The sequence below is a fragment of the Micromonospora sp. URMC 103 genome, from assembly GCF_051386435.1.
Taxonomy (GTDB): Bacteria; Actinomycetota; Actinomycetes; order Mycobacteriales; family Micromonosporaceae; genus Micromonospora.
This window is the reverse complement of record NZ_JBPQTR010000004.1, coordinates 1,950,680-1,975,518: the sequence shown is the minus strand read 5'-3', so window position 1 is coordinate 1,975,518 and position 24,839 is coordinate 1,950,680. Positions and strand designations below refer to the sequence as shown.

Here is a 24,839-nt window from a genome sequence, read left to right as displayed (position 1 = left end):
CATCCGCGCGTGGCGCGCGGTCAGCAGCCGACATCAGATCCCGAGGTACGACAGCAGCTCGCGTTCCCGCGAGCGCACCTCGGAGTTGTCCATCGCCTCCACGACGCGTCCCTCGGCCAGCAGGTAGTGCCGGTCGGCGACGCCGGTGGCGAAGTGCAGGTTCTGCTCGACCAGCAGCACGGTGACGCCGTGCCGCTTGGCCTCGCGCAGCAGGTCGCCGACCTGCTGCACCAGCAGCGGGGAGAGCCCTTCGGTCGGTTCGTCGCAGAGCAGCAGCCGGGCGCCCATCCGCAGCACGCGGGCCAGGGCGAGCATCTGCTGTTCGCCCCCGGACAGCAGAGTGGCCGCCGAGTCGCGCCTCTCGTAGAGGGCGGGGAACGCCTCGTACACCCGCTCCAGCGGCCACGGCTCGGGGCCGACCGTGGGCGGCAGGGTGAGGTTCTCGGTGACGCTCAGCGTGGCGTAGCTGCCCCGGTCGTCGGGCACCCAGCCGAGCCCGAGGCGCGCCCGCCGGTACGCGGGCAGCCGGCCGATGTCGCGCCCGTCGAGTTCCACGGTGCCGCGCTGCCCGCCGTGCAACCCCATGACGCAGCGCAGCAGGGTGGACTTCCCGGCGCCGTTGCGACCCACGAGGGTGACCACCTCGCCGGCGGCGACGTCGAGGCTGACGTCCCGCAGCACCTGCGCCTCCCCGTACCAGGCGGAGAGATTGTCAATGCGCAGCATCGGCGGCTCCCAGGTAGGCGGTGATCACGCGCTCGTCGGCGCGGACGTCGTCGTACGGACCCTCGACGAGGACCTTGCCGGCCTGGAGCACGGTGACGGTGTCGGCGAGGCGGCCCACGACGCTCATGTTGTGCTCGACCATCACCACCGTCCGGCCCTCGCGGACGCGGGCGATCAGCTCGACGGTGCGGTCGACGTCCTCCAGGCCCATGCCCGCGGTCGGCTCGTCGAGCAGCAGCACCTTCGGGTCCAGCGCGAGGGCGATGGCCAGTTCGAGGGCGCGTTTGCGCCCGTACGCGAGCGCCTCGGCGGGAGCGTGGGCCGCGTCGGCGAGGCCGACCATGTCGAGCAGTTCGGCGGCCCGGTCGTGGTAGCGGCGCATGAGCTTCGCCGACCGCCAGAACCGCCAGCCGAGCCCGCTGGGCGACTGCAACGCCAGCTCGACGTGCTCCTGCGCGGTGAGCTGCGGAAAGAGGCTGGTGATCTGGAACGACCGGGCCACCCCGAGCCGGGCCACCCGCTCCGGCGGCAGCCCGGTGACGTCCCGCCCGGCCAGCTCGATCCGCCCGCCGGTGGGCCGCAGGAACCCGGTGAGCAGGTTGAACAGGGTGGTCTTGCCGGCGCCGTTCGGGCCGACCAACGCGTGCACGCTCTCCGGTGCGACGTCGAGGTCGACGCCGTCCACCGCCCGGAAGCCCCGGAAGTCGCGGGTCAGCCCGCGAGCCGACAGGAGCGCTTGCCCGGCCATCGCCATGTCCTCCGAGGTCTCCGGCGACGGTCGGTGGGGTGACCACGGTCACATGGCCGTCGCGTTCAGGAAACCTACGGCCGGCCGTGCGAGTCGAGCCATGTCGATCGCACACATATTCCGATGCTTCGAAGCGTCCCCACTCGCCACACACCCGTCCCCGAGGCACCGCCCCGGCGTCCCGAAAGTGCCGAGTCACCCATGTCGATGCCCGGGGGCATGTGCGGCGTCCACCGTGACGGGGACGCGGGTGTGCCGGGTTCAGCCGGTGAGGGCGTCCAGGGCGAGGTCGACGTCGGCCTCGGTGGTGTAGAGGTGGAACGACGCCCGGACCCGGCCGGCGCGCACCGCCGCCCGTACGCCCGCCCGTTCCAGCCGCTCCTGCGCACCGGGCACGTCCACGACCACGATGGCGCTCTCCCCCGGCGGCCGCCCGAGCCCCGTGAGCAGCCGGTTGGCCAACGCCACGTTGTGCGCGCGGACGGCCGGCAACCCGACGTCGAGCAGCAGCTCCAGCGCGGGCGCCATGCCGACCCAGTTGAACCAGGCCGGGGAGATGTCGAACCGGCGGGCGTCGTCGGCGAGCCGCAGGGGCGAGCCGTAGTAGGAGGTGTGCGGATCGTGGCCCGCGTACCAGCCGGCGGCGTCGGGCCGCAGCCGGTCCCGCAGCGCCGGGGCCAGGTAGGCCAGCGCCACGCCGCGCGGCCCCATGAGCCACTTGTACGCCGAGACCACCACGGCGTCGGCCCGGGACGCGTCGAACGGCAGCCAGCCGCACGCCTGGGTGGCGTCGACGGCCACCAGCGCGCCGTGCGCCCGGGCCGCGTCCACCACCTCGTCGTACGGGGCGATCGCCCCGTCGGCGGACTGCACGAGGCTGAAGGCCACCAGGTCGGTGTCGGCGTCGATCGCGTCGACCAGGCGCGCGAGCGGCACGGTGCGGACGTCGACGCCGCGCTCGGCCTGGACCAGCCAGGGAAAGAGGTTGGAGGTGAACTCGACCTCGGGGACGACGACGGTGGCCCCGGCCGGCAGGGCGGCCGCCACGGGGGCCAGCAGTTGCGAGGCGGCGGCGCCGACCGTCACGTCCTCCGCCGGCACGTCGACCAGCCGGGCGAAGGCGGCGCGGCACAGGCCGACGGACTCGCCCCACCCCTCCCAGGAGGTCCGCCCGACCCGCCAGTCGGCCAACGCGTCCTGCAACGCCGTCCACGCCGGCTCGGGCGGCAGCCCGTAGCTCGCGGTGTTGAGCCAGCCGGGTTCGGGTTGCCACAGCTTCTGCGCCTCGTCGAGTTCCATGGGCCGACGCTAGCCGCGGTGGCAGCCGACGGGGACGGCCAATGCGCGGCCGGCGGCCTTCCCTTCCCTCATGGACGGACGGTCAGCGGGCGCGGTGCTCCGCGGCCGTCACGGCGGCGGCCACCCCGTCGAGGATCAGGTCGAGACCGAACTCGAACTCGGCCAGTTCCGGGTCACCGGCCGGTGCCGGCGCCGCCTCGAACAGGCCGGAGGTGAAGAGCGCGGCCACCTCGGGGAAGCGCTCGGCGTCGACGAGGCCGGCGAGCGCCCGGCCGTACTCCCGCTCCACCTGGGGCTGGTCGAGCCCGCTGCCCCGCCGCCCCTCCGCCATGTCGAGGCTCATCTGCGAGGAGCTGCGCACGTAGCCCGAGAGCAGCGTCATGATGCCGACCTTCTCCGCCCAGTCGAGCCCGGTGCCGCGCAGCGCCCGCAGGCAGGCGTCCATCCAGCTCACCGCGTTCGGGCCGCTGGGCGGGCCGCTGATCGGCAGGTGCGGCAGCCAGGTGTGCCGGGCGTGGACGGCCCGGAGGGCGTACGCCCACGCGCGCAGGCCCGCCCGCCAGCCGTCCGGGTCGGTCGGCAGCTCCGGGGCGGGGCCGGTGGCCTCGTCGCCCATCAGCACGAGCAGTTCCTCCTTGGAGCCGACGTGCCGGTAGAGCGACATCGTCGTGAATCCCAGCTCGGCGGCGACCTTTCCGAGGGTCACGCCGGCGAGCCCGTCGCGGTCGGCGAGGGCCACGGCGGCCCGCACCACCCGGTCGACGTCCAGTGCGGCCGGCCGGCCGAGGCGGGACTCCGCCGGCAGTCGCCACAGCCGGGTCAACCCGACGGGAACCTCGTCGCCCATGGTCGGCGCTCACCTCCGCGTCCGCGTCCGCTCTTCCGGTCCCCATCATGGCCCAGCACGCAGCCGGGCCGGCGCGACGGCGCGACTTTGTTTATGTCATATAGTTTAGGCCGTATGGTTGAGGTCCACCGGAACGAGGGAGAGACCATGACGATCGACATGACGGCGCCCGCCGGACGGCGTGCGCTGCGCCCGGTCTCGGGTGGGAGCCGCATCCTGGCACCGGACCTGGCACGCGGCGCCATGCTGCTGCTGATCGCGCTGGCCAACGCCACGGGGGTGTTCCTGGCCTCGGTGCCGGGCGTCGACACGACGCCGCACGGCCCCGAGCGGCTCTGGAACGTCGTCCTCTTCCTGTTCGTGCACGCCCGCGCCCTACCGCTCTTCGCCGTGATGTTCGGCTACGGCCTCGTCCAGTTCGCCCGCCGGCAGGACGCCGCCGGGCTCCCCCCGGGCGCCGTCCGCGCCCTGCTGGTCCGCCGCAACGCCTGGCTGTTCGCCTTCGGCCTGGCCCACGGCGTCCTGCTGTACTCCGGTGACGTCCTCGGCGCGTACGGCCTGATCGGCATCGCGTTCACCCTGCTCCTGCTCCGGCGCGGCGACCGGGTCCACCGCCTCGCGCCCGCGTACCTGGTCTTCGCGGGCGGCTACCTGCTCGTGCTCGCCGCGCTCGTGCTGCACCGTCTCGCGACCGGTGCCGGCGGCACGGTCGGCGTGCCGACGAGCGACTTCCCCTCGGTCACGGAGACCAGCTACCTCGCCGCTCTGACCGCCCGCGCGACCGAGTGGCCGGCGACCGTGCTGAGCATGCTGCCGATGATCCTGTTCATCTGGGTCGGCGCCTGGGCCGCCCGCCGCCGGCTGCTCGACGAACCGGCGAAGCACCGCCGGCTGCTGCGCCGCGGCGCCGCGGTCGGGCTCACCGTCGCCGTCCTCGGCGGGCTGCCGATGGGCCTGCTCGCCGGTGGGTTCCTGCACGTCGACGCCGGCACCGCCGGGTACGTCAAGATGCTGTACGAGACGGCCGGCTTCTTCGGCGGCCTCGGCTACGCCTGCCTGTTCGGCCTGCTCGCGCTCCGCGTCTCGGCGTGGCCCACGGGCACGCGGCGGCACCTGCCCGTCACCGCCCTCGCCGCGCTGGGCCGGCGCTCGCTGAGCGGCTACCTCGTGCAGTCCGTCGCCTGGCTGGTGCTCGCGTCCCCGTTCGCCCTCGCGCTCGGCGACCACCTGGGCAGCCCGACGTTCGTGGCCGCCGGCAGCGCGGCGCTCGTCTGGCTCGGCACGCTCGTCGGCGCGTACCTCATGCACCTCCGGTCCCGCCGGGGGCCCGCGGAGGTGCTGCTGCGCCGGCTGGCGTACGGCCGGCGCTAGGACCCCAATCGGGCGGGACGGTGGTCCCCGTCCCCGTCAGGCCGCACGGCGCAGCGCCCGAAGGGCCGATCGGACCTCGGTGACGACGCGCTCCAGATCCCAGCGCGCCAGCTCCGACAGGGGATGTTCCTCACGCAGCCGCCGCACCACGGCCAGCCCGACCAGGTAGCCGCAGCGCTTCGGCAGGTCGCCGGCGAGCGGCGAGTCCCGTAGGAGGAAGTACGGCGCGTGGTGGTCGGGATCGGTGGCGTCGAGGTCGGCGCTGATCCGGTCGAGTATGTGCGGCCACTGCCGGCGGCACCGGTCGAGCCACGTCCGGTAGCCCGGCCGGCCGAACCAGAGGTACTCCTCGTCGCCGCGTCCGGGCGCGAGCTCCACCGAGACCTGCGTGGCCAGCCCTTCGGTGAAGAGCGTGTTCGCGACGCCATGCACCGGCCAGTGCCGGATCGCGGCGAGCCGGTCGTGCAGGACGTGCGCGCCCTCGTGCAGGACGAGCAGCCTGTCGTCGCCCGGCGGGCCGAGCTCCTCGACGGCGAGGAAGAGGGCGTACCGGCCGTGCAGTGTGTCGGCCCAGCCGTTGGCCCGGTACAGGCCGACGAGCACGACGCATTCGAGTGGGTCGCCGTCACCCGACCAGTCGAGCGCGCCGGCCACGGCCCCGATGCCCTGCGGCAGCAGCGCGCGTACGGCCGAGGAGCGGACGGCGAGGGTCGCGCCCTCCGCGTGGAGCCGGACCAGGACGGCGGCGAGGTCGTCGGGGCGCGACCACTCCCCCGTCCGGTCCATCTCCGCGAAGACATCGCGATGGCGATCGAGGTACCGGGACCGCCAGAGCGTCGCCCACTGCCCGGCGTCGGCGGCCTCGCACTCGCTCAGGTACGCCAAAAAGTCGGGCACCAGATCACGGACGTGCACCAGCTCGGTGGAGATCACGCACCGATGGTGCCGCACGGAACCCGTCCGCACCGACCCGTCCGGGCACGACCCGAGGGGCGGCGTCAGCTCACGTTCGCGGGGCCCAGGACGCTCTTGAGGTCGGCCATGAGGGCCGTGGTGGCGGCCACCCGGAACGGCCCGAGCCGCAACGTCGTCGTCCTGCTGCCGTTGAGCAGCTTGACGTGCACCTCGGCGTCGCCCGGGTGCAGCACCAGGGTCTCCTTGAGCCGCTCGACCAGCGGCGGCGTGCACCGGGTCACGGGGATGGTGAGCGTGACCGGCTTGTTCGCCGCGCTCGTGCTGACGTCCGGCATGGACATGTCCATGGCCATGATGCGGGGGGTGTCGTCACGGCGGTCCACCCGGCCCTTGACGACCACGATCGCGTCCTCGGCGATGTACTGCCCGATCACCTCGTACGTGTTCGGGAAGAACAGCGTCTCCACCCCGCCGGCCAGGTCCTCCAGGGTGGCCGACGCCCAGGCCCGGCCCTGCTTCGTGACCCGTCGCTGCACGCCGGAGAGGATGCCCGCGAGGGTCACCACCGCCCCGTCGGGCACCGCGCCGTCCTCGGCGAGCGCCGCGATCGTGGTGTCCGCGGCCGCGTTGAGGATGTGCTCCAGCCCGAACAGCGGGTGGTCGGAGACGTAGAGGCCGAGCATCTCCCGCTCGAAGGCGAGCTTGTCGCGCTTGTCCCACTCGCTCTCGCCGATGACCGGCATGACCGTGCTGCTGCCCGCCCCGGCGTCGGTGTCGCCGAAGCCCGCGCCGAACAGGTCGTACTGGCCGGTGGCCTCCTTGCGCTTCACGTCGGCGTACGCGTCGATGGCGTCGGCGTGCACCTGGAGCAGGCCCTTGCGGGTGTGCTTGAGCGAGTCGAACGCGCCGGCCTTGATCAGCGATTCGATGGTCTTCTTGTTGCAGACCACCGCGTCCACCTTGGACAGGAAGTCGTAAAAGTCGGAGTAGGCGCCCTTCTCGTCGCGGCACCGCATGATCGCCGCCACCACGTTCGCGCCGACGTTGCGGATCGCCGCGAGGCCGAAGCGGATGTCCTTCCCGACCGGGGTGAACGGCCCGGCGGAAGTGTTGACGTCCGGCGGCAGCACCTGGATGCCCATGCGGCGGCACTCCGACAGGTAGAGCGCCATCTTGTCCTTGTCGTCGCCCACCGAGGTGAGCAGCGCGGCCATGTACTCGGCCGGGTAGTTCGCCTTGAGGTACGCGGTCCAGTACGACACGAGGCCGTAGCCCGCGGTGTGCGCCTTGTTGAACGCGTAGTCGGCGAACGGGACGAGGATGTCCCAGAGCGTCTGGATGGCCTCGTCGGAGTAGCCGTTGGCCCGCATGCCGTCGCGGAACGGCACGAACTCCTTGTCGAGGACCTCCTTTTTCTTCTTGCCCATGGCCCGGCGCAGCAGGTCGGCCTGCCCGAGGCTGTAGCCGGCGAGCTTCTGCGCGGCGCGCTGCACCTGCTCCTGGTAGACGATGAGGCCGTAGGTGGGGCCGAGGATCTCCTCGAGTGGCTCGGCCAGCTCCGGGTGGATCGGGGTGATCTCCTGGAGGCCGTTCTTGCGCAGCGCGTAGTTGGTGTGCGAGTTGGCGCCCATGGGGCCGGGCCGGTAGAGCGCGAGGACCGCCGAGATGTCCTCGAAGTTGTCCGGCTTCATGAGGCGCAGCAGCGAGCGCATGGGCCCGCCGTCGAGCTGGAAGACGCCGAGGGTGTCGCCGCGGGCCAGCAGCTCGTACGTGGGCTTGTCGTCGAGCGGCAACTGGAGCAGGTCGACGGTGCGCCCGTGGTTGCTCTCGATGTTCTTCAGCGCGTCGTCGATGATGGTCAGGTTGCGCAGGCCGAGGAAGTCCATCTTCAGCAGCCCGAGCGACTCGCAGGTCGGGTAGTCGAACTGCGTGATGATGGCGCCGTCGGCGTCCCGCCGCATGAGCGGGATGTGGTCGATGATCGGCTCGGCGGACATGATGACGCCGGCGGCGTGCACGCCGGTCTGCCGGATGAGGCCCTCGATGCCGCGCGCCGTGTCGATGACCTTCTTGACGTCCGGGTCGGACTCGTAGAGCCCGCGGATCTCTCCGGCCTCGGCGTAGCGCGGGTGCTTCGGGTCGAAGATGCCCGTCAGCGGGATGTCCTTGCCCATCACGGCGGGCGGCATGGCCTTCGTGATCCGGTCACCCACCGCGTACGGGTAGCCGAGCACTCGCGCCGAGTCCTTGATCGCGGCCTTCGCCTTGATGGTGCCGAACGTCGCGATCTGGGCGACCTTGTCCTCGCCCCACTTCTCCGTGACGTACTTGATCACCTCGCCGCGCCGACGCTCGTCGAAGTCGATGTCGACGTCCGGCATCGAGACGCGCTCGGGGTTGAGGAACCGCTCGAAGATCAGGCCGTGCGGCAGCGGGTCCAGGTCGGTGATGCCCAGGGCGTACGCCACGAGCGAGCCGGCGGCCGAGCCACGGCCCGGACCCACGGCGATGCCCTGGCTCTTCGCCCACTGGATGAAGTCGGCGACCACGAGGAAGTACGACGGGAAGCCCATCTGGATGATGACGCCCAGCTCGTACTCGGCCTGCTTGACGTGGGTCTCCGGGACCCCGCCCGGGAAGCGGCGCGCCAGGCCCGCGAACGTCTCCTTGCGGAACCAGGACTCCTCGGTCTCCCCCTCCGGCACCGGGAAGCGCGGCATCAGGTTGTGGAACTCGAACATCCCGCTCGGGTCGACCTTCTCGGCCACGAGGAGGGTGTTGCGGCAGCCCTGGAGCCAGACGTCGGACGAGTCGACGCCGCGCATCTCGTCGGCGGACTTGATGTAGTAGCCGCTGCCGTCGAACTTGAACCGGTTCGGGTCGGCCACGTTCGCCGCGGTCTGCACGCAGAGCAGCACGTCGTGCGCCTCGGCCTGCGCCTCGTGGGTGTAGTGGGAGTCGTTGGTGACGACCGGTGGGATGTCCAGCTTGCGGCTGATCTCCAGCAGCTCGTTCCGGACCCGGCGCTCGATGTCGATGCCGTGGTCCATGATCTCCAGGAAGTAGTTGTCCTTGCCGAAGATCTCCTGGTACTTCGCGGCGGCCTTCAGCGCCTCGTCGTACTGGCCCAGCCGGAGCCGGGTCTGCACCTCGCCCGAGGGGCAACCGGTCGTCGCCATCAGGCCGTCGGCGTTCTCGGCGAGCAGCTCCGCGTCCATCCGCGGCCACTTCACGAAGAACCCCTCGGTGTACGACCGGGAGGTGAGCTTGAACAGGTTGTGCAGGCCGACCTTGTTGCGCGCCCAGATGGTCATGTGGGTGTAGCCACCGCTGCCGGCGACGTCGTCGCTCTTCTGCTCGGGCCGGCCCCACCGCACCCGCTGCTTGTGGAAGCGCGACTCCGGCGCCACGTACGCCTCGATGCCCAGGATCGGCGTGACGCCGGCGGCCATCGCCTGCTTGTAGAAGTCGTTCGCGCCGTGCATGTTGCCGTGGTCGGTCATCGCCACGGCCGGCATCCCCTGCCGGCTGACCTCGGCGAACAGGTCCTTGAGCCGGGCTGCTCCGTCGAGCATCGAGTACTCGGTGTGTACGTGCAGATGCGCGAACGAATCGCCCATGCAGAGCCCCCCCGGGTCGGATCATGGGATGGTCGAGGTCGGTCGGCCTACCCTATCGCCGCCGTCGAGGCCCCCTCCAGCAGCCGCGCGGGAGATCTCCGGAGGGGTGTCGTGGATCTCCCCGGTCCCCGCCGGCGAGTCGGCTGCCGGACTCGGCGCGGGCGCCGGGCGCGTCGCAGGCCGTAGTGTGGAACCCCGCACCCGGCGAGTGACTGGACGAGCCGATGCCCCTGCCGGACGGCACCGACGAGCTGGCCCGCGCGGCGGCGCGCGGCGACCCGGCGGCGCTGGACGCGCTGCTGGTGGCCGTACGCCCGGAGGTGCTGCGCCTGTGCGCCCGCCTGCTGCCCCACCACGAGGACGCGGAGGAGGCGTGCCAGGACGCGCTACTCGCACTGGCCCGGGGCATCGGCCGTTTCGAGCACCGCTCGTCGTTCCACACCTGGCTGTACCGGCTCACCGCCAACCGGGCCCGGTCCACCTACCGGGTGCTGCGGCGGCGCTGGCTCGTGGAGGCCGGCGGGGTGCCGTTGCCCGAACCGCCCGACCCGCGGCGCACCAGCGTGGTGGCCGGCACCCGGATCGACCTGCTCGACGCGCTCGACGCGGTACGGCCCGAACTCGCCGAGGCGGTGGCCCTGCGCGACCTCCTCGGGCTCGGCTACCGCGAGATCGCCACCCTGCTGGGCGTGCCGGAGGGGACCGTGAAGTCCCGGATCCACGAGGCGCGCCAGCAGGTGCGCCGGCGGATGTCGGGATGACCGACCGGCGCCGGGCGGCGACCGCGGCGACCGCACTGGCACTCGCGGCGGCGGGGGCCACGGCCTGCGGGGAGACACCCGTCTCACCGCTGCCGGTCCGCCCACCCGGCCCGACCCTCGCCGCGTCCCCGGCGGCCGGGCCCACGTCGACGGCCCCGCCGGTACCGACGCCCCGGCCGGCCACGTCGGCCGCGCCGGCGCCCACCTCCGGGCGGCCACCGCCGGCTCCCGTGCCCACCCGCCGCCCCGCGTCCCGCACACCGTCGGTCTCCCCGACCGGACGGCCGAGCGCCTGCCTCGGGGCCGTCCGCTACGACCTGGTGCTCGCCGAGACCGAACTGGCGCTGGTGCGGTCGCTCTGCTTCTCCCCCGGCGGCGTGCTGCGGATCGTCGGCATCGGGCCGGGAGAGGTCACGGTCGACCGGGAGGACCTCACCTCCCGCAGCTACGAGGCCGGCGTGGTCGACGTCCGGTTCCTGCGCAGCGGCACGGTCGGGGTGACCATCCCGCGGGACGGCCGGGCGTACACCATCGCCGTGGTGGTGACCTGACGATCGGTCCGGCAGACCCTAGGGTGCACCGGTGGACACCGAGGCGTTGCGATCGTTCGTCCGGGCGGCCGAGCTCGGGCAGTTCCAGCATGCGGCCGACGAGCTGGGCGTGACACCGCAGGCGGTCTCCAAGCGGATCGCCGCCCTGGAACGCGAGCTGGACGTCCGCCTGTTCACGCGTACCGCCCGGGGGGTCGAGCTGACGCTCGACGGTCAGGCGTTCCTCCCCCACGCGCGGAGCGTCGTCGCGGGCGTCGCGCGCGCCGTCGACGCGGTCCGGCCGGGCGCCCGGGCCCTGCGGATCGACGTTCTCGGCCTGCGAAGCGCGCAGGCGGTCGTCCTCCACGACTACTGGCGGTCGCATCCCGACACCGATCTCGACGTGGTGACCCTCCGGGTCGCCGACCCGCGGGTGGCGGTCGCCGCCGTCGAAGCGGGCGACGTCGACGCCTCGTTCCGTACCGTCACCGACCCGGCCGCGCTGCCGCCCGACCTGCGGATGATCCACGCGTTCGACTCCCCGCTGGAGCTTCTCGTCGGCCCGAGACACCCGCTCGCCTCCGCGCGAAGGCTGACGCCGCCGCAGCTCCGGCACCACCGGATCTGGGTGCCGGGCATCGCGCCGCGGAGCGAATGGGCGGACTTCTACGACCAGCTCGGCGCCGACTTCGACCTCCGCGTCGACGCGGCCGGCCCGCACTTCGGGGACGAGGTGCTCCTGGACGCCCTCGCGGACTCGGCGGACATGGCCACTCTCGTCGGGGCACGCGACCGGTACGTCTGGCCGGCGAGCCACGACCTCCGCCGCATCCCTGTCGTGGACCCGGTCCTCGCGTACCCCCTGTCGCTCATCCTCCGCAGGACGGGTCCCCACCCGGCGCTCCGCAGGATCGTCGCCCACCTCGGACGCCTGCCCCGGCTGCCGGGGAGGGTCTGGCGCCCGACCTGGGCGACGACGCGGGGCGGCGACCGCGACGACCGGCGGGCGGGTGACCGCGACGACGCCGCGGGCGGCGACCGCGACGCCGTCGTGACCGGCGGCGCCTAGCCGAGCCGTACCCCGCCGAGCAGCGCGTCGACGAAACCGTCCCCGCCGCCTTCGGGCGGTACGACCTGCGCGTAGAGCAGACCGGCCCGCCCCGGCGCGAGCCCGGCCGCCTCGACGATGAGGGGCCGGCCCGACGGGCAGGTGAAGGCGGCCACCACCCAGTCGGCGGCGCCCTGACGGGTACGCCGCACCGGCGCGGCCACGCAGTCCGCGTGCGGCCGCTCGGCCAGGTAGCCCTGTGGCGTCGTACGCCGGGCGAGGCTCGGGGAGAGGCCGACGAACGCGCCCGGCACGCGCGGGTCGGTGGCCCAGCGTCCGGGGTCCGGGGAGATCACGAGCGCCGGTTCGAGGTCGCCGTCGTCGCCGTACTGGCCGGCCCAGCCCGTGCCCGTGGCCCGCCAGCCCGCCGGCAGCGTCACCGTGATCGGCCCGCTGACCGCGGTCATGGCGTGCGGCTGCCCGGGCCGGCCGGGCCCGGCGTCACCGGACGTGGTGGCCAGCGCCGCGAACGCCAGCAGGCCGGCCCCCGCGGTGACGAACCGCCGGCCCGTCCGCTGCGGCGGGGCCGGGGACCGGTCGACGCGCGGCCGGGGCCGATCCGGGTGGGCGCCGCCGGAAGCGGCGGCGACCGCGCGGGCGAGGGCCGCGCGGAACGCCGCCGCGTCCGGATACCGGTCGGCGGGGCGGAGCGCGGTCGCCCGGTGCAGCACGGCGGCCACCTCCGCGGGTACGCCGTCGCGCAGCCGTGGCGGTGGAGCTGGTGAGGCGCCGGGGTGGCCCGGCGGCGGTCCCGCCGACGGGGGCCCGGCGGGCGGAGGTCCCACCGGGTCGGCCGGAGCGTCGCCGAGCAGCCGCAGCGCGAGCCGACCCAGCCCGAACACGTCGGCGCGGGTGTCCACGACCGCGCGCGGGTCGTCCTGCTCGGGGGCCATGTAGCCGGGGGTGCCGGCCGGGGCGGTCAGGCCGGAGGAGACGGCCAGCGCCTTGGCCAGTCCGAGGTCGGCGACGAGCACCTGCTCGCCGCCGGCTCCCGAGCCGGAGCCGGAGCCGGCCCGCGGCCGGGACCGGAAGAGGATGTTGCCGGGCGTGAGGTCCCGGTGCACCACACCGTGCCGGTGCAGCACCGCGACCCCGGCCGCGATCTGGTCGAGCAGGGCAACAGCGTCGGACACCGGCAGCGGGCCCCGGGCCAGCCGGTCCCGCAGGCTGCCGCCGTCGGCCCAGGCGAGCACGGCGTACGGGCGGCCGTCGGGCAGTTCGCCGACGGCGTGCACCGGCACGAGCCGCTCGTGGGCCAGCCGCCGCAGCAGCCGCGCCTCGTCGAGGAACCGTTCGCGGACCCGCAGGTCGTGGCTCCAGTTCTCGGCCAGCACCTTGATCGCCACCGGGCAGTCGAGGGCGGGGTCGTGCCCGAGCCACACGGTCGCGAACGAGCCCGTGCCGAGCAGCCGCTCGACCCGGTAGGGCCCGATCCGCGCGGGCGCGGTCACCGGCATCACCCCCGCCGGCCGGCACCCCGGCCGTCCGTGCTGTCCCTCGACGGTAGACGCCGGTCGCCCGGGTCGGGTACCCGACGAACCGGAGTGGTCGGGGCGGAGACCAACAGGACAGGAAGCCCAAGACCGGAAGGAGAACCACCATGAACCGTCTCCCGTCCATCGTGCTCAGCGGGGTGCTGGCGTTCACCGCCGCCGCGCTGATGACCACGGCCGTGCCGGCCACCGCCGCGCCGGCGACCGCCGCGCCGGCCACCGCAGTCCCGGCCGCCGCAGTGCCGGCCACCGCGCCGGCGGTCGACGTCGCCGCGTCGTCTGCCGGTGCCGCCGCCGCGCAGCCCCGGCACGGTGACGTGCTCAGCGTCCGGGGCGCCGGCCCGTTCCGGATCGGCGTCCGGCTGGACCGGCTCACGGCGGCCGGTCTCGTCGACTGGGTGGCTCCCGGCTGCGCCGGCGAGCAGCACGCGGGGGTCACCGGCCCCTGGGCCGGCGTGCTGCTGCTGGCGTTCCGCGACGGCCGGCTCGTCGAGGTGGGTACGGCCACCGCCCCGCCCCGCTCCCCCGCCGGGGCCGCGGTCGGCATGACCTTCGCCGAGCTGGAGGCGATCTACGGCCGGCGAGGCTCGGTGATCCGCAACGACGCCGGGACGGCCGAGGCGTACCTGGTGCGGTTCGGCTCCCGCGTCGAGCTGTTCACCGGGCACCCGATCCGCCCCGGCGCCGGCTACTTCCAGGTCGGGCCGGCGTCGTTCGTCGAGCGGAACTTCCGGCAGGGCCCCTCCTGCTGACCCCGATACCGCCGGCCCGGCCCGCGTGGCCGGGCCGGCGGCTGCCGCGCCCACATTGTTGTCGGGCACACGACGATATGGCCGTCGACAACAGTGTGTGGCACACAGTATCGTGTGACGCATGGTCAGCGACGAGACCCTCCGGACCCACCTCCAGGAGCTACGACGGGGCACGGTCGTGGTGGCGAGCCTGGTCGCCCTCCGCCTTCCCGACTACGGCTACGCACTGCTGCAACGGCTCACCGGCCACGGCTTCCCGGTGGACGCCAACACCCTCTACCCGCTGCTGCGCCGCCTCGAGGAGCAGGGGCTGCTCACCAGCGAGTGGAACACCGAGGAGAGCCGACCGCGCAAGTTCTACCGGACCAGCGAGGACGGCGAGCGGGTGCTCGGCCGCCTCCTCGACGACCTGAACGCCGTACAGACCTCCCTCACCGGCCTCATCGAAGGAGCAGACACATGACGTCGCTGACCGACCGTTACGTCGCCGCGACCCTGCGCGCGATACCCGTCGCCCGCCGTGAGGAGATCGCCGTCGAGCTGCGCGGCTCGATCGAGGACATGATCGACGGGCGCCGCGCCGAGGGGCGCGACACCGACACCGCCGAGCGCGAGGTGCTCACCGAACTGGGCAACCCCGCGCAGCTCGCCGCCCGCTACGCCGACCGGCGCCTCCAGCTCATCGGGCCGGCCTACTACCTGGCCTGGGAACGGCTCATGAAGCTGCTGCTCAGCTTCGTCCCCGCCCTGGTCGGGGTCATCGCCGGCCTGGCCAAGGCGGCGGACGGCGCCGCGGGCGCCGCGATCGGCACGGGCATCGTCGCCGCCCTCCAGACCACCGTCCAGATCGGCTTCTGGGTCACCGTCGTCTTCGCGGTGCTGGAGCGCACCAACACGGCGCTGGACCTGCCGACGTGGACCGTCGACCAACTGCCCGAGGACCACAGCAACCGGCAGATCACACTCGTCGACACGGCCGCCGCCATCGGTTGGCTCGTGCTCGTCATCGCGTACCTGCCGGTCCAGCACTTCCGCTCGTTCGTGCCGGACCGGGACGGCGGAAACCTGCCCATCCTCGACCCGGCGCTGTGGAGCTTCTGGCTGCCGTACCTGATCGCCGTCCTGGTCGCCACGGTGGGCCTGGAGGTCGCCAAGTACCGCGCCGGCCGCTGGACCTGGCCGCTGGTCGCCGTCAACGCGGTCCTCGACCTCGCGTTCGCCGTCCCGGTGATCTGGCTCATCTCGACCGACCGGCTGCTCAACCCCGACTTCGTGAACCGGTGGGAGTGGCTCGCCCGCGAGGACAACCTGAACACCGTCGCCACCTTCGTCGTCGTCGGCACCGTCCTGATCGTTGTCTGGGACGTCGTCGACAGCGCGATCAAGGCGTACCGCAACCGGCACTGACGCGCCACCGCGACGGCCCGGCACACACGGGGGTGCCGGGCCGTCGCACATCCGGCGCCCGGGTGCCACCCCGACGGCGACGGCCGGCGGGTGAGAGTCTTTGTCGGGTGACGACCACGACGGCCGACGACTGGCGCAGGCCCCGGCCCACCCCGGAGCAGCTGCGCCACGACCTCTACGGCGGGCTGGCCGTGACCGTGCTGGCCCTGTTCAGCCTCACCCTGGCCCGCAGCACGGGCGCCTTCCTGCTCGGGCCGCCGCCGTCCTGGCCGGAGCAGGTCTTCTGGACCGTGGCGGTGACGCTGCCGCTGATCTGGCGCCGCCGGTTCCCGGTCACGAGCACCCTGGTCGTCTCGGCCACCTTCATCGCCGCGCAGGCACGCTCCGCCCCGGAGACGCAGCTCTCCTCGTGGGCCCTGTTCGCCGTCATCTACTCGCTCGGCGCCTGGGGACCGGACCGCCGGCTCTCCCGGCGGGTGCGCCTCGGCGTCATCGGCACGATGTTCGCGTGGCTCGGCGTGTACTACGCCGTCGTCACCGTCCGCAGCATCCCGCCGGACGCGTTCGCCGACGCCGTCGGGCCGGTGCCGCCCGTGCTGGCCGCCCTCGTGACCGGGGTGCTCGTCAACGTCCTCGCCTTCGGTTTCGCGTACTTCTTCGGGGAGACCGCGTGGCTGGCCGCCCGCCGCCAGCACGAGCTGACGGAGCGGGCGGAGGAACTGCGCCGGTCGCAGGCCGAGGCGCGCGGCCGCGCGGTGATCGGCGAGCGCGTCCGCATCGCCCGCGAGCTGCACGACGTCGTCGCCCACCACGTGTCGGTGATGGGTGTGCAGGCGTCGGCGGCCCGGCGCGTCTTCGAGAAGGACCCGGCGAAGGCCCGGACCGCGTTGACCGCGATCGAGGAGACCGCCCGCACGGCCGTCGACGAGCTGCGCCGGATGCTGGGCGTGCTGCGCGCCGGGGAGGGCGACCCGGGGCGCGTCGAGCCGCCCGCCGGGATCGACCAGGTCGCCGCGGTGGTCGAGCGGGCCCGCGACGCCGGGCTGCGGGCCACCCTCGGGGTGTACGGCGACCGGGTGCCGCTGCCCGAATCGGTCTCCCAGGCGGTGTACCGGGTCGTCCAGGAGGCGGTGACCAATGTGCTCAAGCACGCCGGCGGCGCCGGGGTGCTCGACGTGCGGATCCGGTACCTCGCCAGGGAGATGGAGGTCGACGTGACCGACGACGGGCGCTCGGTCCGCCCCGCGAACGCCGACGGGCTGGGCCTGGTCGGCATGCGTGAGCGGGTGGCCACGCACGGCGGCACGCTGGAGGCCGGCCCGCGCGCCGGAGGCGGCTGGCGGGTGCGCGCCCGCCTCCCGCTGGCGGTCGCCGTGACGGAGGCGGCGTGAACGCGCCCGGCGCCCTCCCCGGCGTGGAGCGGCCGATCCGGGTGCTGCTCGCCGACGACCAGCACCTGGTGCGTACCGGGTTCCGGGTCATCCTCGAGGTGGAGGACGACCTCGAGGTGGTCGGGGAGGCGGCCGACGGCGAGCGCGCGGTGCACATGACCCGGGCGCTGCACCCGGACGTCGTGCTCATGGACGTGGAGATGCCGGGGATGGACGGTCTGGAGGCGACCCGGCAGATCACCGCCGCGGGCTCCCCCGAGGGGCCGGCCGTGCTGATCCTCACGACCTTCGACCGGGACGACTACCTGTTCGCGGCGCTGCGGGCCGGGGCCAGCGGCTTCCTGCTCAAGAACGGCACACCGGAGTCGCTGATCGAGGCGATCCGGGTGCTGGCCCGCGGCGACGGTCTGCTCGCCCCGGAACTCACGCGACGGGTCATTGCCACGTTCGCCCGGCCCGGCGGCGCCTCGACGGGCGGCACGGCGGGCGCGCGGGCGCTCGACGACCTCACCCCCCGGGAGCGTGAGGTGCTCGTCCTCGTGGCCCGGGGCGCGAGCAACGCGGAGATCGCCGCCGACCTGCACCTCGGCGAGGCCACCGTGAAGACCCACGTGAGTCGGGTCCTCGCCAAGCTCGGCCTGCGCGACCGGGTGCAGGCGGTGGTCTTCGCGTACGAGCACGGGGTGGTGCGGCCGGGCGGGTGACGTCCGCCGACGGGGGGACACCGGATCTCCGTCCGGCGGCGGACGGCAGGCGGGCGGTCGCCGCTCTAGTGTCTGTCGCCGTGACCGATGTGCTCCGCCTCCACGGCGTCGACCGTAGCTTCGGCGACCGCCAGGCGCTCAAGAACGTGTCCTTCGACGTGGTGGCCGGTCGGATGACCGGTTTCGTGGGCGGCAACGGCGCCGGCAAGACCACCACCATGCGGATCATCCTGGGCGTGCTCGCCGCCGACGCCGGCCGCGTCACCTGGCGGGGCGCCCCGCTGGCCCGGGAGGCCCGCCGGCGCTTCGGCTACATGCCGGAGGAGCGTGGCCTCTACCCCAAGATGAGCGTCCGCGACCAGGTGACCTACCTGGGCCGGCTGCACGGCATGACCGCGCCGGCGGCCCGCCAGGCCACCGACGCCCTGCTGGAGCGGGTGGGCCTCGCCGAGCGCGGGAACGACCTGCTGGAGACCCTGTCGCTGGGTAACCAGCAGCGCGCCCAGATCGCCGCGGCGCTCGTGCACGACCCCGAGGTGCTGGTGCTCGACGAGCCGTTCTCCGGCCTCGACCCGCTGGCCGTCGACACGGTCGTCGGGGTGCTGCGCGAGCGGGCCGCCGCCGGTGTGCCCGTGCTCTTCTCCAGCCACCAGCTCGACGTGGTGGAGCGGCTCTGCGACGACCTGGTGATCATCGCGGACGGGGCGATCCGGGCCGCCGGGGACCGCGAGGAGCTGCGCCGGACGTACACCTCGCCCCGGTTCGAGCTGGTGGTGGAGACCGACGCCGGCTGGCTGCGCGACCAGCCCGACGTGACCCTCGTCGACCTGGACGGCGCCCGCGCCGTGTTCGACCTCGCGCCCGGCGTCGACGAGCAGCCGGTGCTGCACGCGGCGCTGGCCCGCGGCCCGGTCCGCGCGTTCCGCCCGGTCCGCCCCTCGCTCACCGAGATCTTCCGAGAGGTCGCCCAGTGAACACCCTGCAGGCCACCCGCCTGGTCGCCGCCCGGGAGATCCGGGTCAAGCTGCGCGACCGGACGTTCCTGATCAGCACCCTGTTCTTCCTGCTGATCGCCGCGGCCGGGACGATCCTGCCGGCCGTTCTGGCCGGCGGGCCGTCCACCGTCGCGGTGACCGAGCAGGCCGCCGGCCCGCTGCGGAACGCCGGCCTCGAGGTGCGGGTCGTGGCCGACGACCGCGCCGCCGAGCAGGCCGTGCAGGACGGGACGGTGGACGCCGCGGTCGTCGCCGGGCCGACCGTGCTCGCCATGGACGAGGCGCCGGACGACGTGGTGACGGCGCTGAGCACGCGACCCTCCGTCCGGCTGCTGAACCCGGACGCCGTGGACCCGGCCGTGGCGTTCCTGGTGCCGTTCGCCTTCGCGTTCATCTTCTTCGTGACGTCGCAGAGCTTCGGCGTCCAGATCGCGCAGAGCATCATCGAGGAGAAGCAGACCCGGATCGTGGAGATCCTGGTCGCCGCGGTGCCGGTCCGGGCGCTGCTCGCCGGCAAGCTCGTGGCCGGCACGCTGCTCGCGCTCGGCCAGATCGCCCTCGTGGCGCTGGTGGCGGTGGTCGGCATGGCGTTCGGCGACAACAGCCGGCTGCTGTCCCTGCTGGCACCGGCCATCGGCTGGTTCGTGCCGTTCTTCCTGCTCGGCTTCGTGCTGATCGCGGCCATGTGGGCGGCGGCCGGCGCGCTGGTCAACCGCCAGGAGGACATCGGCGGCGTCTCGATGCCGGTGCAGCTCACGGTGATGCTGCCGTTCTTCGCGGTGATCTTCCTGCACGACAACGCGACGGCCATGCGGGTGCTGTCGTACCTGCCGTTCTCCGCGCCCACGGCCATGCCGCTGCGGCTGTTCACCGGGGACGCGGCGGGCTGGGAGCCCGTGGTGGCGCTCGTCCTGCTGCTCGCCACGGCCGCCGCGTTCCTGCTCGGCGGGGCACGTGTGTACGAGGGGGCGCTGCTGCGCACCAACGGCCGCACCTCGATCGGCACGGCGTGGCGGTCCCGCGAGACGGTCTGATCCTCTCCGTTGCGCCGACGTGGCGGTGTCCGGGCGCCCGGACACCGCCACGTCGGCGATCCGGAGCCGCCAGCAGCGCGCGATCCGGTCACCCTCGGCGCGGATCGCGTCCGCGGCCCGACGGAAATCGCGCGGAAGGACGGCATGATCCGTGCGAGGAAAGCTGACCATGAGTGCCCACGACCCCACGTATCTGCACGCCCTCGCCGAGGAGTGCGTCGACCTGGTGTCCCGGCAGTTCGGCCGCCGGCTGGACTGGTCGACGGAGAGCCTGTCGACGCTCGACGAGGTGTGCGTCGACCTGCTCGCCGACGGTCCGCTCACCGACGAGCGTCTCGACCTGTGGTGGCAGTTGACCGGTGCCTACACCGGCGAGGTGGTCGTGCGGGCCCACGGAGGCGCGTGGGTCGAGCACGAGACGTCACCGGGCGCCCCGGCGGTCGCGGTGCTCGGCGTGACCGGGTTCCCGTTCGGGCTGGCCGCGCGGGTCCTGAGCGGCGAGCCGTACAAGAGCTTCGCCTCGTTCGTACGCGCGCTTCCGGCCATCTCCGAGCGCGCGGAACGCGGCTGACCCTCGGCGCGGGACGACGCCGGGCGCGGATACGACGCCGCCGAGCCGACGCGTGGTCGGCTCGGCGGTGTGACCGCCGGCCTCAGCCGACGGCCGCCATGACCTCGTCGCTCACGTCGAAGTTCGCGTAGACGTTCTGCACGTCGTCGCAGTCCTCGAGCACGTCGATCAGCTTAAAGATCTTGCGAGCGCCCTCCTCGTCCAGAGGGACGTTGACGCTCGGGATCAGCGAGGACTCGGCCGACTCGTACTCGATGCCGGCGTCCTGCAGGGCGGTGCGCACCGGGATCAGGTCGGTCGGCTCCGAGACCACCTCGAACGCCTCACCGAGGTCGTTGACCTCCTCGGCGCCGGCGTCGAGGACGGCCATCATGACGTCGTCCTCGGTGGTGCCCGCCTTGGGCACGATCACCACGCCCTTGCGGGAGAACATGTACGACACGGAGCCGGCGTCGGCGAACGAGCCGCCGTTGCGGGTGAGCGCGGTGCGCACCTCGGTCGCCGCCCGGTTGCGGTTGTCCGTGAGGCACTCGATCAGCAGGGCCACGCCGTTCGGGCCGTACCCCTCGTACATGATCGTCTGGTAGTCGGCCCCGCCGGCTTCCAGGCCGGAGCCGCGCTTGACGGCGCGGTCGATGTTGTCGTTGGGGACCGAGTTCTTCTTCGCCTTCTGGATGGCGTCGTAGAGGGTCGGGTTACCGGCCGGGTCGCCGCCGCCGGTCCGCGCCGCCACCTCGACGTTCTTGATCAGCTTGGCGAACATCTTGCCGCGCTTGGCGTCGATGACGGCCTTCTTGTGCTTGGTGGTCGCCCACTTAGAGTGGCCGGACATCTGCTACCTCCGTCTGTCGTTCCCACGCCTGCGTCGACTGCCACGCCGATCATTGCCGCACCCGGCGGCCGTTGCCGTATCCAGCGATCCGGCGGCCGGCCGGCTCCCGCGGAAACGCCACGCGGGCGATGGCCCTGCCGAACCGCGGCAATCCTACCGAGCCCACGCCCCGACATGTCACACCCGGTCACAGCCGGGGACGGCGCCGGGCTTCCGGGCGCACCTCACCCACAACGCCCGACGCCCGGAAAACATGCCCGAGCGGAGTGTCGGCGCCGGTCAGGCCGCGGCGCGGACGAGATCCACGAAGTAGCCGTGCAGCCGCCGGTCGCCGGTCAGCTCCGGATGGAACGAGGTGGCCACCAGGTTGCCCTGCCGCACCGCCACGATCCGCCCGGCCGCCGGGCCGTCGGTCACCCGCCCCAGCACCTCGACGCCGTCGCCCACCCGCTCGACCCACGGCGCCCGGATGAACACCGCGTGGAACGGCTCCCCCGCGACGCCGGTAATCGACACGGGCGCCTCGAACGAATCGACCTGCCGGCCGAACGCGTTGCGCCGGACGGTCATCGCGATGCCGTCGAATCCACGCTGGTCCGGGCGGCCGCCGAGCACCTCCGAGGCCAGCATGATCATGCCCGCGCAGGAGCCGTAGACCGGCATCCCGCCGGCGATCCGCTTGTCGATGGGCTCGCGCAGCGCGAAGATGTCGACCAGTTTGCTGATCGTGGTCGACTCGCCCCCGGGAATGACCAGGCCGTCGACGGCGTCCAGCTCCTCCGTACGGCGTACGGGCCGCGCCTGCGCGCTGGCCGCCTCCAGCGCCGCGACGTGCTCGCGGACGTCGCCCTGGAGGGCGAGCACCCCGATCACGGGTACGTCGGTCATCGCGCCGCTGCCTCCCCCGTCCGGCGGCCGCCCCGCGCCGTCACCAGCCGCGCTCGGCCAGGCGGTGCGGCTGCGGGATCTCGTCGACGTTGATGCCGACCATCGCCTCGCCGAGGCCCCGCGAGACCTTGGCCAGCACGTCCGGATCGTCGTGGAACGTCGTCGCCTTGACGATGGCCGCGGCCCGCTGGGCCGGGTTGCCCGACTTGAAGATGCCCGAGCCCACGAAGACGCCCTCGGCGCCGAGCTGCATCATCATGGCCGCGTCGGCGGGGGTGGCGATCCCGCCCGCCGTGAAGAGCACCACCGGCAGCTTGCCGGTCTCGGCGACCTCCTTGACCAGCTCGTACGGCGCCTGCAGCTCCTTGGCCGCCACGTACAGCTGGTCGGCGGGCAGCGCGCCGAGGCGGCGGATCTCCTGGCGGATCCTCCGCATGTGGGTGGTCGCGTTGGAGACGTCGCCCGTGCCGGCCTCGCCCTTGGAGCGGATCATCGCGGCGCCCTCGGTGATCCGGCGCAGCGCCTCCCCGAGGTTGGTGGCGCCGCACACGAACGGGACGGTGAAGGCCCACTTGTCGATGTGGTTCTCGTAGTCGGCCGGGGTCAGCACCTCGGACTCGTCGACGTAGTCCACGCCGAGGGACTGGAGGATCTGCGCCTCCACGAAGTGGCCGATGCGGGCCTTGGCCATCACGGGGATCGAGACGGCGTTGATGATGCCGTCGATCATGTCCGGGTCGCTCATCCGGGACACGCCGCCCTGGGCGCGGATGTCCGCGGGCACCCGTTCGAGAGCCATGACGGCGACGGCGCCCGCGTCCTCGGCGATCTTGGCCTGCTCGGGGGTGACCACGTCCATGATCACGCCGCCCTTGAGCATCTCGGCCATGCCGCGCTTCACGCGGGCGGTGCCGACGAGCGGGCCGGCGCTGCTGGTCTGGGAGGCGGTTTCGGGCACGGGACATCGCTCCTCGGACGTGCACGGCGGGTGACAGCCGAATGCTACGTCCGGTGCGACGCCGCTCCGACAGCCAATCAGACCCCCGGTGGCCTGCACCGTGCCACCGGTCACGCCAGGTCGGTCAGCCCGTGGGGACGTCGGCGGGGGCGGTGAGGGTGGGGTCGTCGATGTCGAAGTAGCGCGGCCACTCCCGGCCGCGCCCCATCCGCAACAGGCGTACCAGGGGACGGCCCCGCGCCGCCCGCGCGTCGCGGACCAGGTCGGTGTGCACCTGCCGGGCCAGCGCGAGGCGCCGGCTGGCCGCGATCACCGCCTCGCAGGCCGGATCGGCCGGGTCCAACTGCACCGACCGCAACTGGCGGGTCAGGTCGTTCTCGGCCGCCTCACGCTCGTCCGGGCGGGCGTCGAGCGCGATCCGCGCCGCCGCGTACAGCTCGACGCCGTAGCGACGCTCGGCGAGCACCGCGGCGGCCGCCGCCCGGCGCAGCAGGTGGGCGTCGAGGGCGCGCGCCGCGAGCTCCGCGCGGGCGTGCAGCCGCTGCACCCGGCCGGCGGTCCAGACGAGGTACGCCGAGACGAGCCCGACGACCACGGCCGCACCCACCGCCCACCACATGCCCGGCATCGTAGTGCTGCTCCGTTTCCGTCCGGGGGCCCGGCCGACCGTACGGCGCCGACAGCCGGCAGCCCTTCTCGCACCCGCGCCGACACGCGGGCGCCGGTCGTCAGCTCAGCCCCGCCCACTCCTGGTCCATGACCCGCCCGTCGGTGGCCTCGATGGCCGCCGCGTACACCTCCAGCACCCGGCGGGCGACCACCGGCCAGTCGAACGTGGACACCACCTGGTCACCGCAGGCGGTCAGCGCGGCCCGCGCCCCCGGGTCGTCGAGCAGCTCGACCACCGCGTCGCGCAGCGCGGCCGGGTCGCCGGTCGGGAAGAGCCGCCCCGCCCGGCCGCCGTCGAGCACCCGGCGGAACGCGTCGAGGTCGCTCGCCACCACCGTGGTGCCGGCGGCCAGCGCCTCGGTGAGGATCATGCCGAACGACTCGCCGCCGGTGTTCGGCGCCACGTACAGGTGCACGCTGCGCAGCATGCGCGGCTTGTCCTGTTCGGACACCATCCCCAGGAAGGTCACCCGGTCGCGCAGCGCCGCCGGGAACTGGCCGAACAGCTCCTCGGGGTCGCCCGGCCCGGCCACCAGCAGCCGCAGCCCCGGGCGGCGCGGGGCCAGCTCGACGAACGCGTCGCGGAGCACCGGGAACCCTTTGCGCGCCTCGGTGAACCGGCCCAGGAAGCCCAGCGTCCCCCCGGAGCCGGGACCGCACTCCCCCGGCCACCCGGGCAGCGGCTCGGCACCCGCGAACCGGGCCACCGCCACCCCGTTGGGGATCTCCACGGCGCCGCCGTCCAGGTGCTCGACCTGCACCTTGCGGGCCAGCGCGCTCACCGCGATCCGTGCGGTGATGCGCTCCAGCACGATCTGCAGCACGCCCTGGGCGGCGGCGAGGGCGCGGGACCGGGTGATCGCCGTGTGGAAGGTGGCCACCACGGGCCCCCGCGCAGAGAGGACCGCGAGCAGCGACAGGCTCAGCGTCAGCGGCTCGTGCACGTGCAGCACGTCGAAGTCCCCGCGGGTGATCCACCGCCGGACCCGGGCCGTGGAGACCGGGCCGAAGGCGATCCGGGCCACCGAGCCGTTGTAGGGCAGCGGGACCGCACGGCCGGCCGGCACCACGTACGGGGGCAGCGGGGCGTCCTCGTCGGCGGGGGCGAGCACGCTGACCTCGTGGCCGAGCGCGATCAGCGCCTCGGCGAGGTCCACGACGTGGTTCTGCACCCCGCCCGGGACGTCGAAGGAGTACGGGCACACGATGCCGATCCGCAC

24 protein-coding genes are annotated in these 24,839 nt (G+C 73.6%); 12 read left to right on the top strand and 12 right to left on the bottom strand.

The window, feature by feature from the left end; all coding sequences use genetic code 11:
* Positions 1 to 33 precede the first annotated feature (33 nt).
* The 4 genes from ACSNOA_RS12755 to ACSNOA_RS12740 form a co-directional block, all read right to left on the bottom strand.
* Positions 34 to 726 (bottom strand): ABC transporter ATP-binding protein, encoded by a 693-nt coding sequence (locus ACSNOA_RS12755; protein WP_436658193.1) that lies wholly within the window; start codon positions 724 to 726, stop codon positions 34 to 36.
* A complete protein-coding gene (locus ACSNOA_RS12750) occupies positions 713 to 1,474 on the bottom strand; it encodes an ABC transporter ATP-binding protein (protein ID WP_436658192.1) in 762 nt (253 codons plus the stop codon). The genes ACSNOA_RS12755 and ACSNOA_RS12750 overlap by 14 nt, the downstream gene beginning before the upstream one ends.
* 261 nt (positions 1,475 to 1,735) lie before the next feature.
* The gene (locus ACSNOA_RS12745) at positions 1,736 to 2,773 is read right to left on the bottom strand and encodes an aminotransferase class V-fold PLP-dependent enzyme (protein ID WP_436658191.1); all 1,038 of its coding nucleotides are present in this window, start codon (positions 2,771 to 2,773) and stop codon (positions 1,736 to 1,738) included.
* Positions 2,774 to 2,855: 82 nt separating this feature from the next.
* A complete protein-coding gene (locus tag ACSNOA_RS12740; RefSeq protein WP_436658190.1) occupies positions 2,856 to 3,620 on the bottom strand; it encodes a TetR/AcrR family transcriptional regulator in 765 nt (254 codons plus the stop codon).
* A gap of 147 nt (positions 3,621 to 3,767) precedes the next feature.
* Here ACSNOA_RS12740 and ACSNOA_RS12735 point away from each other — a divergent pair, with 147 nt between their 5' ends.
* The gene (locus ACSNOA_RS12735; RefSeq protein ID WP_436658189.1) at positions 3,768 to 4,991 is read left to right on the top strand and encodes a DUF418 domain-containing protein; all 1,224 of its coding nucleotides are present in this window, start codon (positions 3,768 to 3,770) and stop codon (positions 4,989 to 4,991) included.
* A gap of 36 nt (positions 4,992 to 5,027) precedes the next feature.
* Here the strand turns inward: ACSNOA_RS12735 and ACSNOA_RS12730 are convergent, their stop codons facing one another.
* Positions 5,028 to 5,924 (bottom strand): hypothetical protein, encoded by an 897-nt coding sequence (locus ACSNOA_RS12730; RefSeq protein WP_436658188.1) that lies wholly within the window; start codon positions 5,922 to 5,924, stop codon positions 5,028 to 5,030.
* 65 nt (positions 5,925 to 5,989) lie between these two features.
* Positions 5,990 to 9,526 carry a DNA polymerase III subunit alpha gene (gene dnaE, locus ACSNOA_RS12725; RefSeq protein WP_436658187.1) on the bottom strand — a complete coding sequence of 1,179 codons (3,537 nt, stop codon included), beginning with the start codon at positions 9,524 to 9,526 and terminating at the stop codon, positions 5,990 to 5,992.
* Positions 9,527 to 9,750: 224 nt separating this feature from the next.
* Between dnaE and ACSNOA_RS12720 the strand changes: the two genes are divergently transcribed.
* Genes ACSNOA_RS12720 through ACSNOA_RS12710 form a run of 3 tightly spaced genes read left to right on the top strand, consistent with a single transcriptional unit; the run spans position 9,751 to position 11,886 of the window.
* Positions 9,751 to 10,287 carry an RNA polymerase sigma factor gene (locus tag ACSNOA_RS12720; protein ID WP_436658186.1) on the top strand — a complete coding sequence of 179 codons (537 nt, stop codon included), beginning with the start codon at positions 9,751 to 9,753 and terminating at the stop codon, positions 10,285 to 10,287.
* A complete protein-coding gene (locus ACSNOA_RS12715; protein WP_436658185.1) occupies positions 10,284 to 10,838 on the top strand; it encodes a hypothetical protein in 555 nt (184 codons plus the stop codon). Before ACSNOA_RS12720 ends, ACSNOA_RS12715 begins: the two co-directional genes overlap by 4 nt.
* Before the next feature lie 31 nt (positions 10,839 to 10,869).
* Positions 10,870 to 11,886, top strand: a complete 1,017-nt coding sequence (locus tag ACSNOA_RS12710; RefSeq protein ID WP_436658184.1) for a LysR family transcriptional regulator — start codon at positions 10,870 to 10,872, stop codon at positions 11,884 to 11,886.
* Here ACSNOA_RS12710 and ACSNOA_RS12705 read toward each other — a convergent pair.
* Complete coding sequence (locus tag ACSNOA_RS12705; RefSeq protein ID WP_436658183.1) at positions 11,883 to 13,382, bottom strand: serine/threonine-protein kinase; 1,500 nt, start codon at positions 13,380 to 13,382, stop codon at positions 11,883 to 11,885. The genes ACSNOA_RS12710 and ACSNOA_RS12705 overlap by 4 nt on opposite strands.
* A gap of 143 nt (positions 13,383 to 13,525) precedes the next feature.
* On the opposite strand from ACSNOA_RS12705, the gene ACSNOA_RS12700 reads away from it, so the two are divergent.
* From ACSNOA_RS12700 to ACSNOA_RS12665, 8 genes are all read left to right on the top strand, one after another.
* On the top strand, positions 13,526 to 14,170 hold the full coding sequence (locus ACSNOA_RS12700) for a hypothetical protein (protein ID WP_436658182.1): 645 nt from the start codon (positions 13,526 to 13,528) through the stop codon (positions 14,168 to 14,170).
* Between the two features lie 121 nt (positions 14,171 to 14,291).
* A complete protein-coding gene (locus ACSNOA_RS12695; protein WP_436658181.1) occupies positions 14,292 to 14,633 on the top strand; it encodes a PadR family transcriptional regulator in 342 nt (113 codons plus the stop codon).
* A complete protein-coding gene (locus ACSNOA_RS12690; RefSeq protein WP_436658180.1) occupies positions 14,630 to 15,577 on the top strand; it encodes a permease prefix domain 1-containing protein in 948 nt (315 codons plus the stop codon). Before ACSNOA_RS12695 ends, ACSNOA_RS12690 begins: the two co-directional genes overlap by 4 nt.
* Positions 15,578 to 15,684: 107 nt before the next feature.
* Complete coding sequence (locus ACSNOA_RS12685; protein WP_436658179.1) at positions 15,685 to 16,968, top strand: sensor histidine kinase; 1,284 nt, start codon at positions 15,685 to 15,687, stop codon at positions 16,966 to 16,968.
* Between the two features lie 23 nt (positions 16,969 to 16,991).
* Complete coding sequence (locus ACSNOA_RS12680; RefSeq protein WP_436658394.1) at positions 16,992 to 17,672, top strand: response regulator; 681 nt, start codon at positions 16,992 to 16,994, stop codon at positions 17,670 to 17,672.
* Positions 17,673 to 17,752: 80 nt separating this feature from the next.
* Entirely contained in the window at positions 17,753 to 18,646 is an 894-nt protein-coding gene (locus tag ACSNOA_RS12675) for an ABC transporter ATP-binding protein (RefSeq protein ID WP_436658178.1), read from the top strand.
* Positions 18,643 to 19,701 (top strand): ABC transporter permease, encoded by a 1,059-nt coding sequence (locus ACSNOA_RS12670; protein WP_436658177.1) that lies wholly within the window; start codon positions 18,643 to 18,645, stop codon positions 19,699 to 19,701. The genes ACSNOA_RS12675 and ACSNOA_RS12670 overlap by 4 nt, the downstream gene beginning before the upstream one ends.
* A 169-nt stretch (positions 19,702 to 19,870) precedes the next feature.
* The gene (locus ACSNOA_RS12665) at positions 19,871 to 20,272 is read left to right on the top strand and encodes a hypothetical protein (protein ID WP_436658176.1); all 402 of its coding nucleotides are present in this window, start codon (positions 19,871 to 19,873) and stop codon (positions 20,270 to 20,272) included.
* Between the two features lie 82 nt (positions 20,273 to 20,354).
* Here ACSNOA_RS12665 and ACSNOA_RS12660 read toward each other — a convergent pair whose 3' ends face one another.
* The 5 genes from ACSNOA_RS12660 to ACSNOA_RS12640 form a co-directional block, all read right to left on the bottom strand.
* A complete protein-coding gene (locus ACSNOA_RS12660; RefSeq protein WP_189196256.1) occupies positions 20,355 to 21,104 on the bottom strand; it encodes a YebC/PmpR family DNA-binding transcriptional regulator in 750 nt (249 codons plus the stop codon).
* Positions 21,105 to 21,383: 279 nt separating this feature from the next.
* The gene (gene pdxT, locus ACSNOA_RS12655) at positions 21,384 to 21,992 is read right to left on the bottom strand and encodes a pyridoxal 5'-phosphate synthase glutaminase subunit PdxT (RefSeq protein ID WP_436658175.1); all 609 of its coding nucleotides are present in this window, start codon (positions 21,990 to 21,992) and stop codon (positions 21,384 to 21,386) included.
* 40 nt (positions 21,993 to 22,032) lie between these two features.
* Positions 22,033 to 22,950, bottom strand: coding sequence for a pyridoxal 5'-phosphate synthase lyase subunit PdxS (gene pdxS / locus ACSNOA_RS12650; protein WP_436658174.1), 918 nt, complete (start codon positions 22,948 to 22,950; stop codon positions 22,033 to 22,035).
* 124 nt (positions 22,951 to 23,074) lie between these two features.
* Positions 23,075 to 23,578 carry a hypothetical protein gene (locus ACSNOA_RS12645; RefSeq protein WP_436658173.1) on the bottom strand — a complete coding sequence of 168 codons (504 nt, stop codon included), beginning with the start codon at positions 23,576 to 23,578 and terminating at the stop codon, positions 23,075 to 23,077.
* Between the two features lie 100 nt (positions 23,579 to 23,678).
* Positions 23,679 to 24,839 carry a glycosyltransferase family 4 protein gene (locus ACSNOA_RS12640; protein WP_436658172.1) on the bottom strand — a complete coding sequence of 387 codons (1,161 nt, stop codon included), beginning with the start codon at positions 24,837 to 24,839 and terminating at the stop codon, positions 23,679 to 23,681.

Coding starts and splice junctions, on each gene's coding strand:
- ACSNOA_RS12755 (WP_436658193.1), bottom strand. CDS start 726: ATGCTGCGCATTGACAATCTCTCCGCCTGGTACGGGGAGGCGCAGGTG.
- ACSNOA_RS12750 (WP_436658192.1), bottom strand. CDS start 1,474: ATGGCCGGGCAAGCGCTCCTGTCGGCTCGCGGGCTGACCCGCGACTTC.
- ACSNOA_RS12745 (WP_436658191.1), bottom strand. CDS start 2,773: ATGGAACTCGACGAGGCGCAGAAGCTGTGGCAACCCGAACCCGGCTGG.
- ACSNOA_RS12740 (WP_436658190.1), bottom strand. CDS start 3,620: ATGGGCGACGAGGTTCCCGTCGGGTTGACCCGGCTGTGGCGACTGCCG.
- ACSNOA_RS12735 (WP_436658189.1), top strand. CDS start 3,768: ATGACGATCGACATGACGGCGCCCGCCGGACGGCGTGCGCTGCGCCCG.
- dnaE (WP_436658187.1), bottom strand. CDS start 9,526: ATGGGCGATTCGTTCGCGCATCTGCACGTACACACCGAGTACTCGATG.
- ACSNOA_RS12720 (WP_436658186.1), top strand. CDS start 9,751: ATGCCCCTGCCGGACGGCACCGACGAGCTGGCCCGCGCGGCGGCGCGC.
- ACSNOA_RS12715 (WP_436658185.1), top strand. CDS start 10,284: ATGACCGACCGGCGCCGGGCGGCGACCGCGGCGACCGCACTGGCACTC.
- ACSNOA_RS12705 (WP_436658183.1), bottom strand. CDS start 13,382: ATGCCGGTGACCGCGCCCGCGCGGATCGGGCCCTACCGGGTCGAGCGG.
- ACSNOA_RS12700 (WP_436658182.1), top strand. CDS start 13,526: ATGAACCGTCTCCCGTCCATCGTGCTCAGCGGGGTGCTGGCGTTCACC.
- ACSNOA_RS12695 (WP_436658181.1), top strand. CDS start 14,292: ATGGTCAGCGACGAGACCCTCCGGACCCACCTCCAGGAGCTACGACGG.
- ACSNOA_RS12690 (WP_436658180.1), top strand. CDS start 14,630: ATGACGTCGCTGACCGACCGTTACGTCGCCGCGACCCTGCGCGCGATA.
- ACSNOA_RS12665 (WP_436658176.1), top strand. CDS start 19,871: ATGAGTGCCCACGACCCCACGTATCTGCACGCCCTCGCCGAGGAGTGC.
- ACSNOA_RS12660 (WP_189196256.1), bottom strand. CDS start 21,104: ATGTCCGGCCACTCTAAGTGGGCGACCACCAAGCACAAGAAGGCCGTC.
- pdxT (WP_436658175.1), bottom strand. CDS start 21,992: ATGACCGACGTACCCGTGATCGGGGTGCTCGCCCTCCAGGGCGACGTC.
- ACSNOA_RS12645 (WP_436658173.1), bottom strand. CDS start 23,578: ATGCCGGGCATGTGGTGGGCGGTGGGTGCGGCCGTGGTCGTCGGGCTC.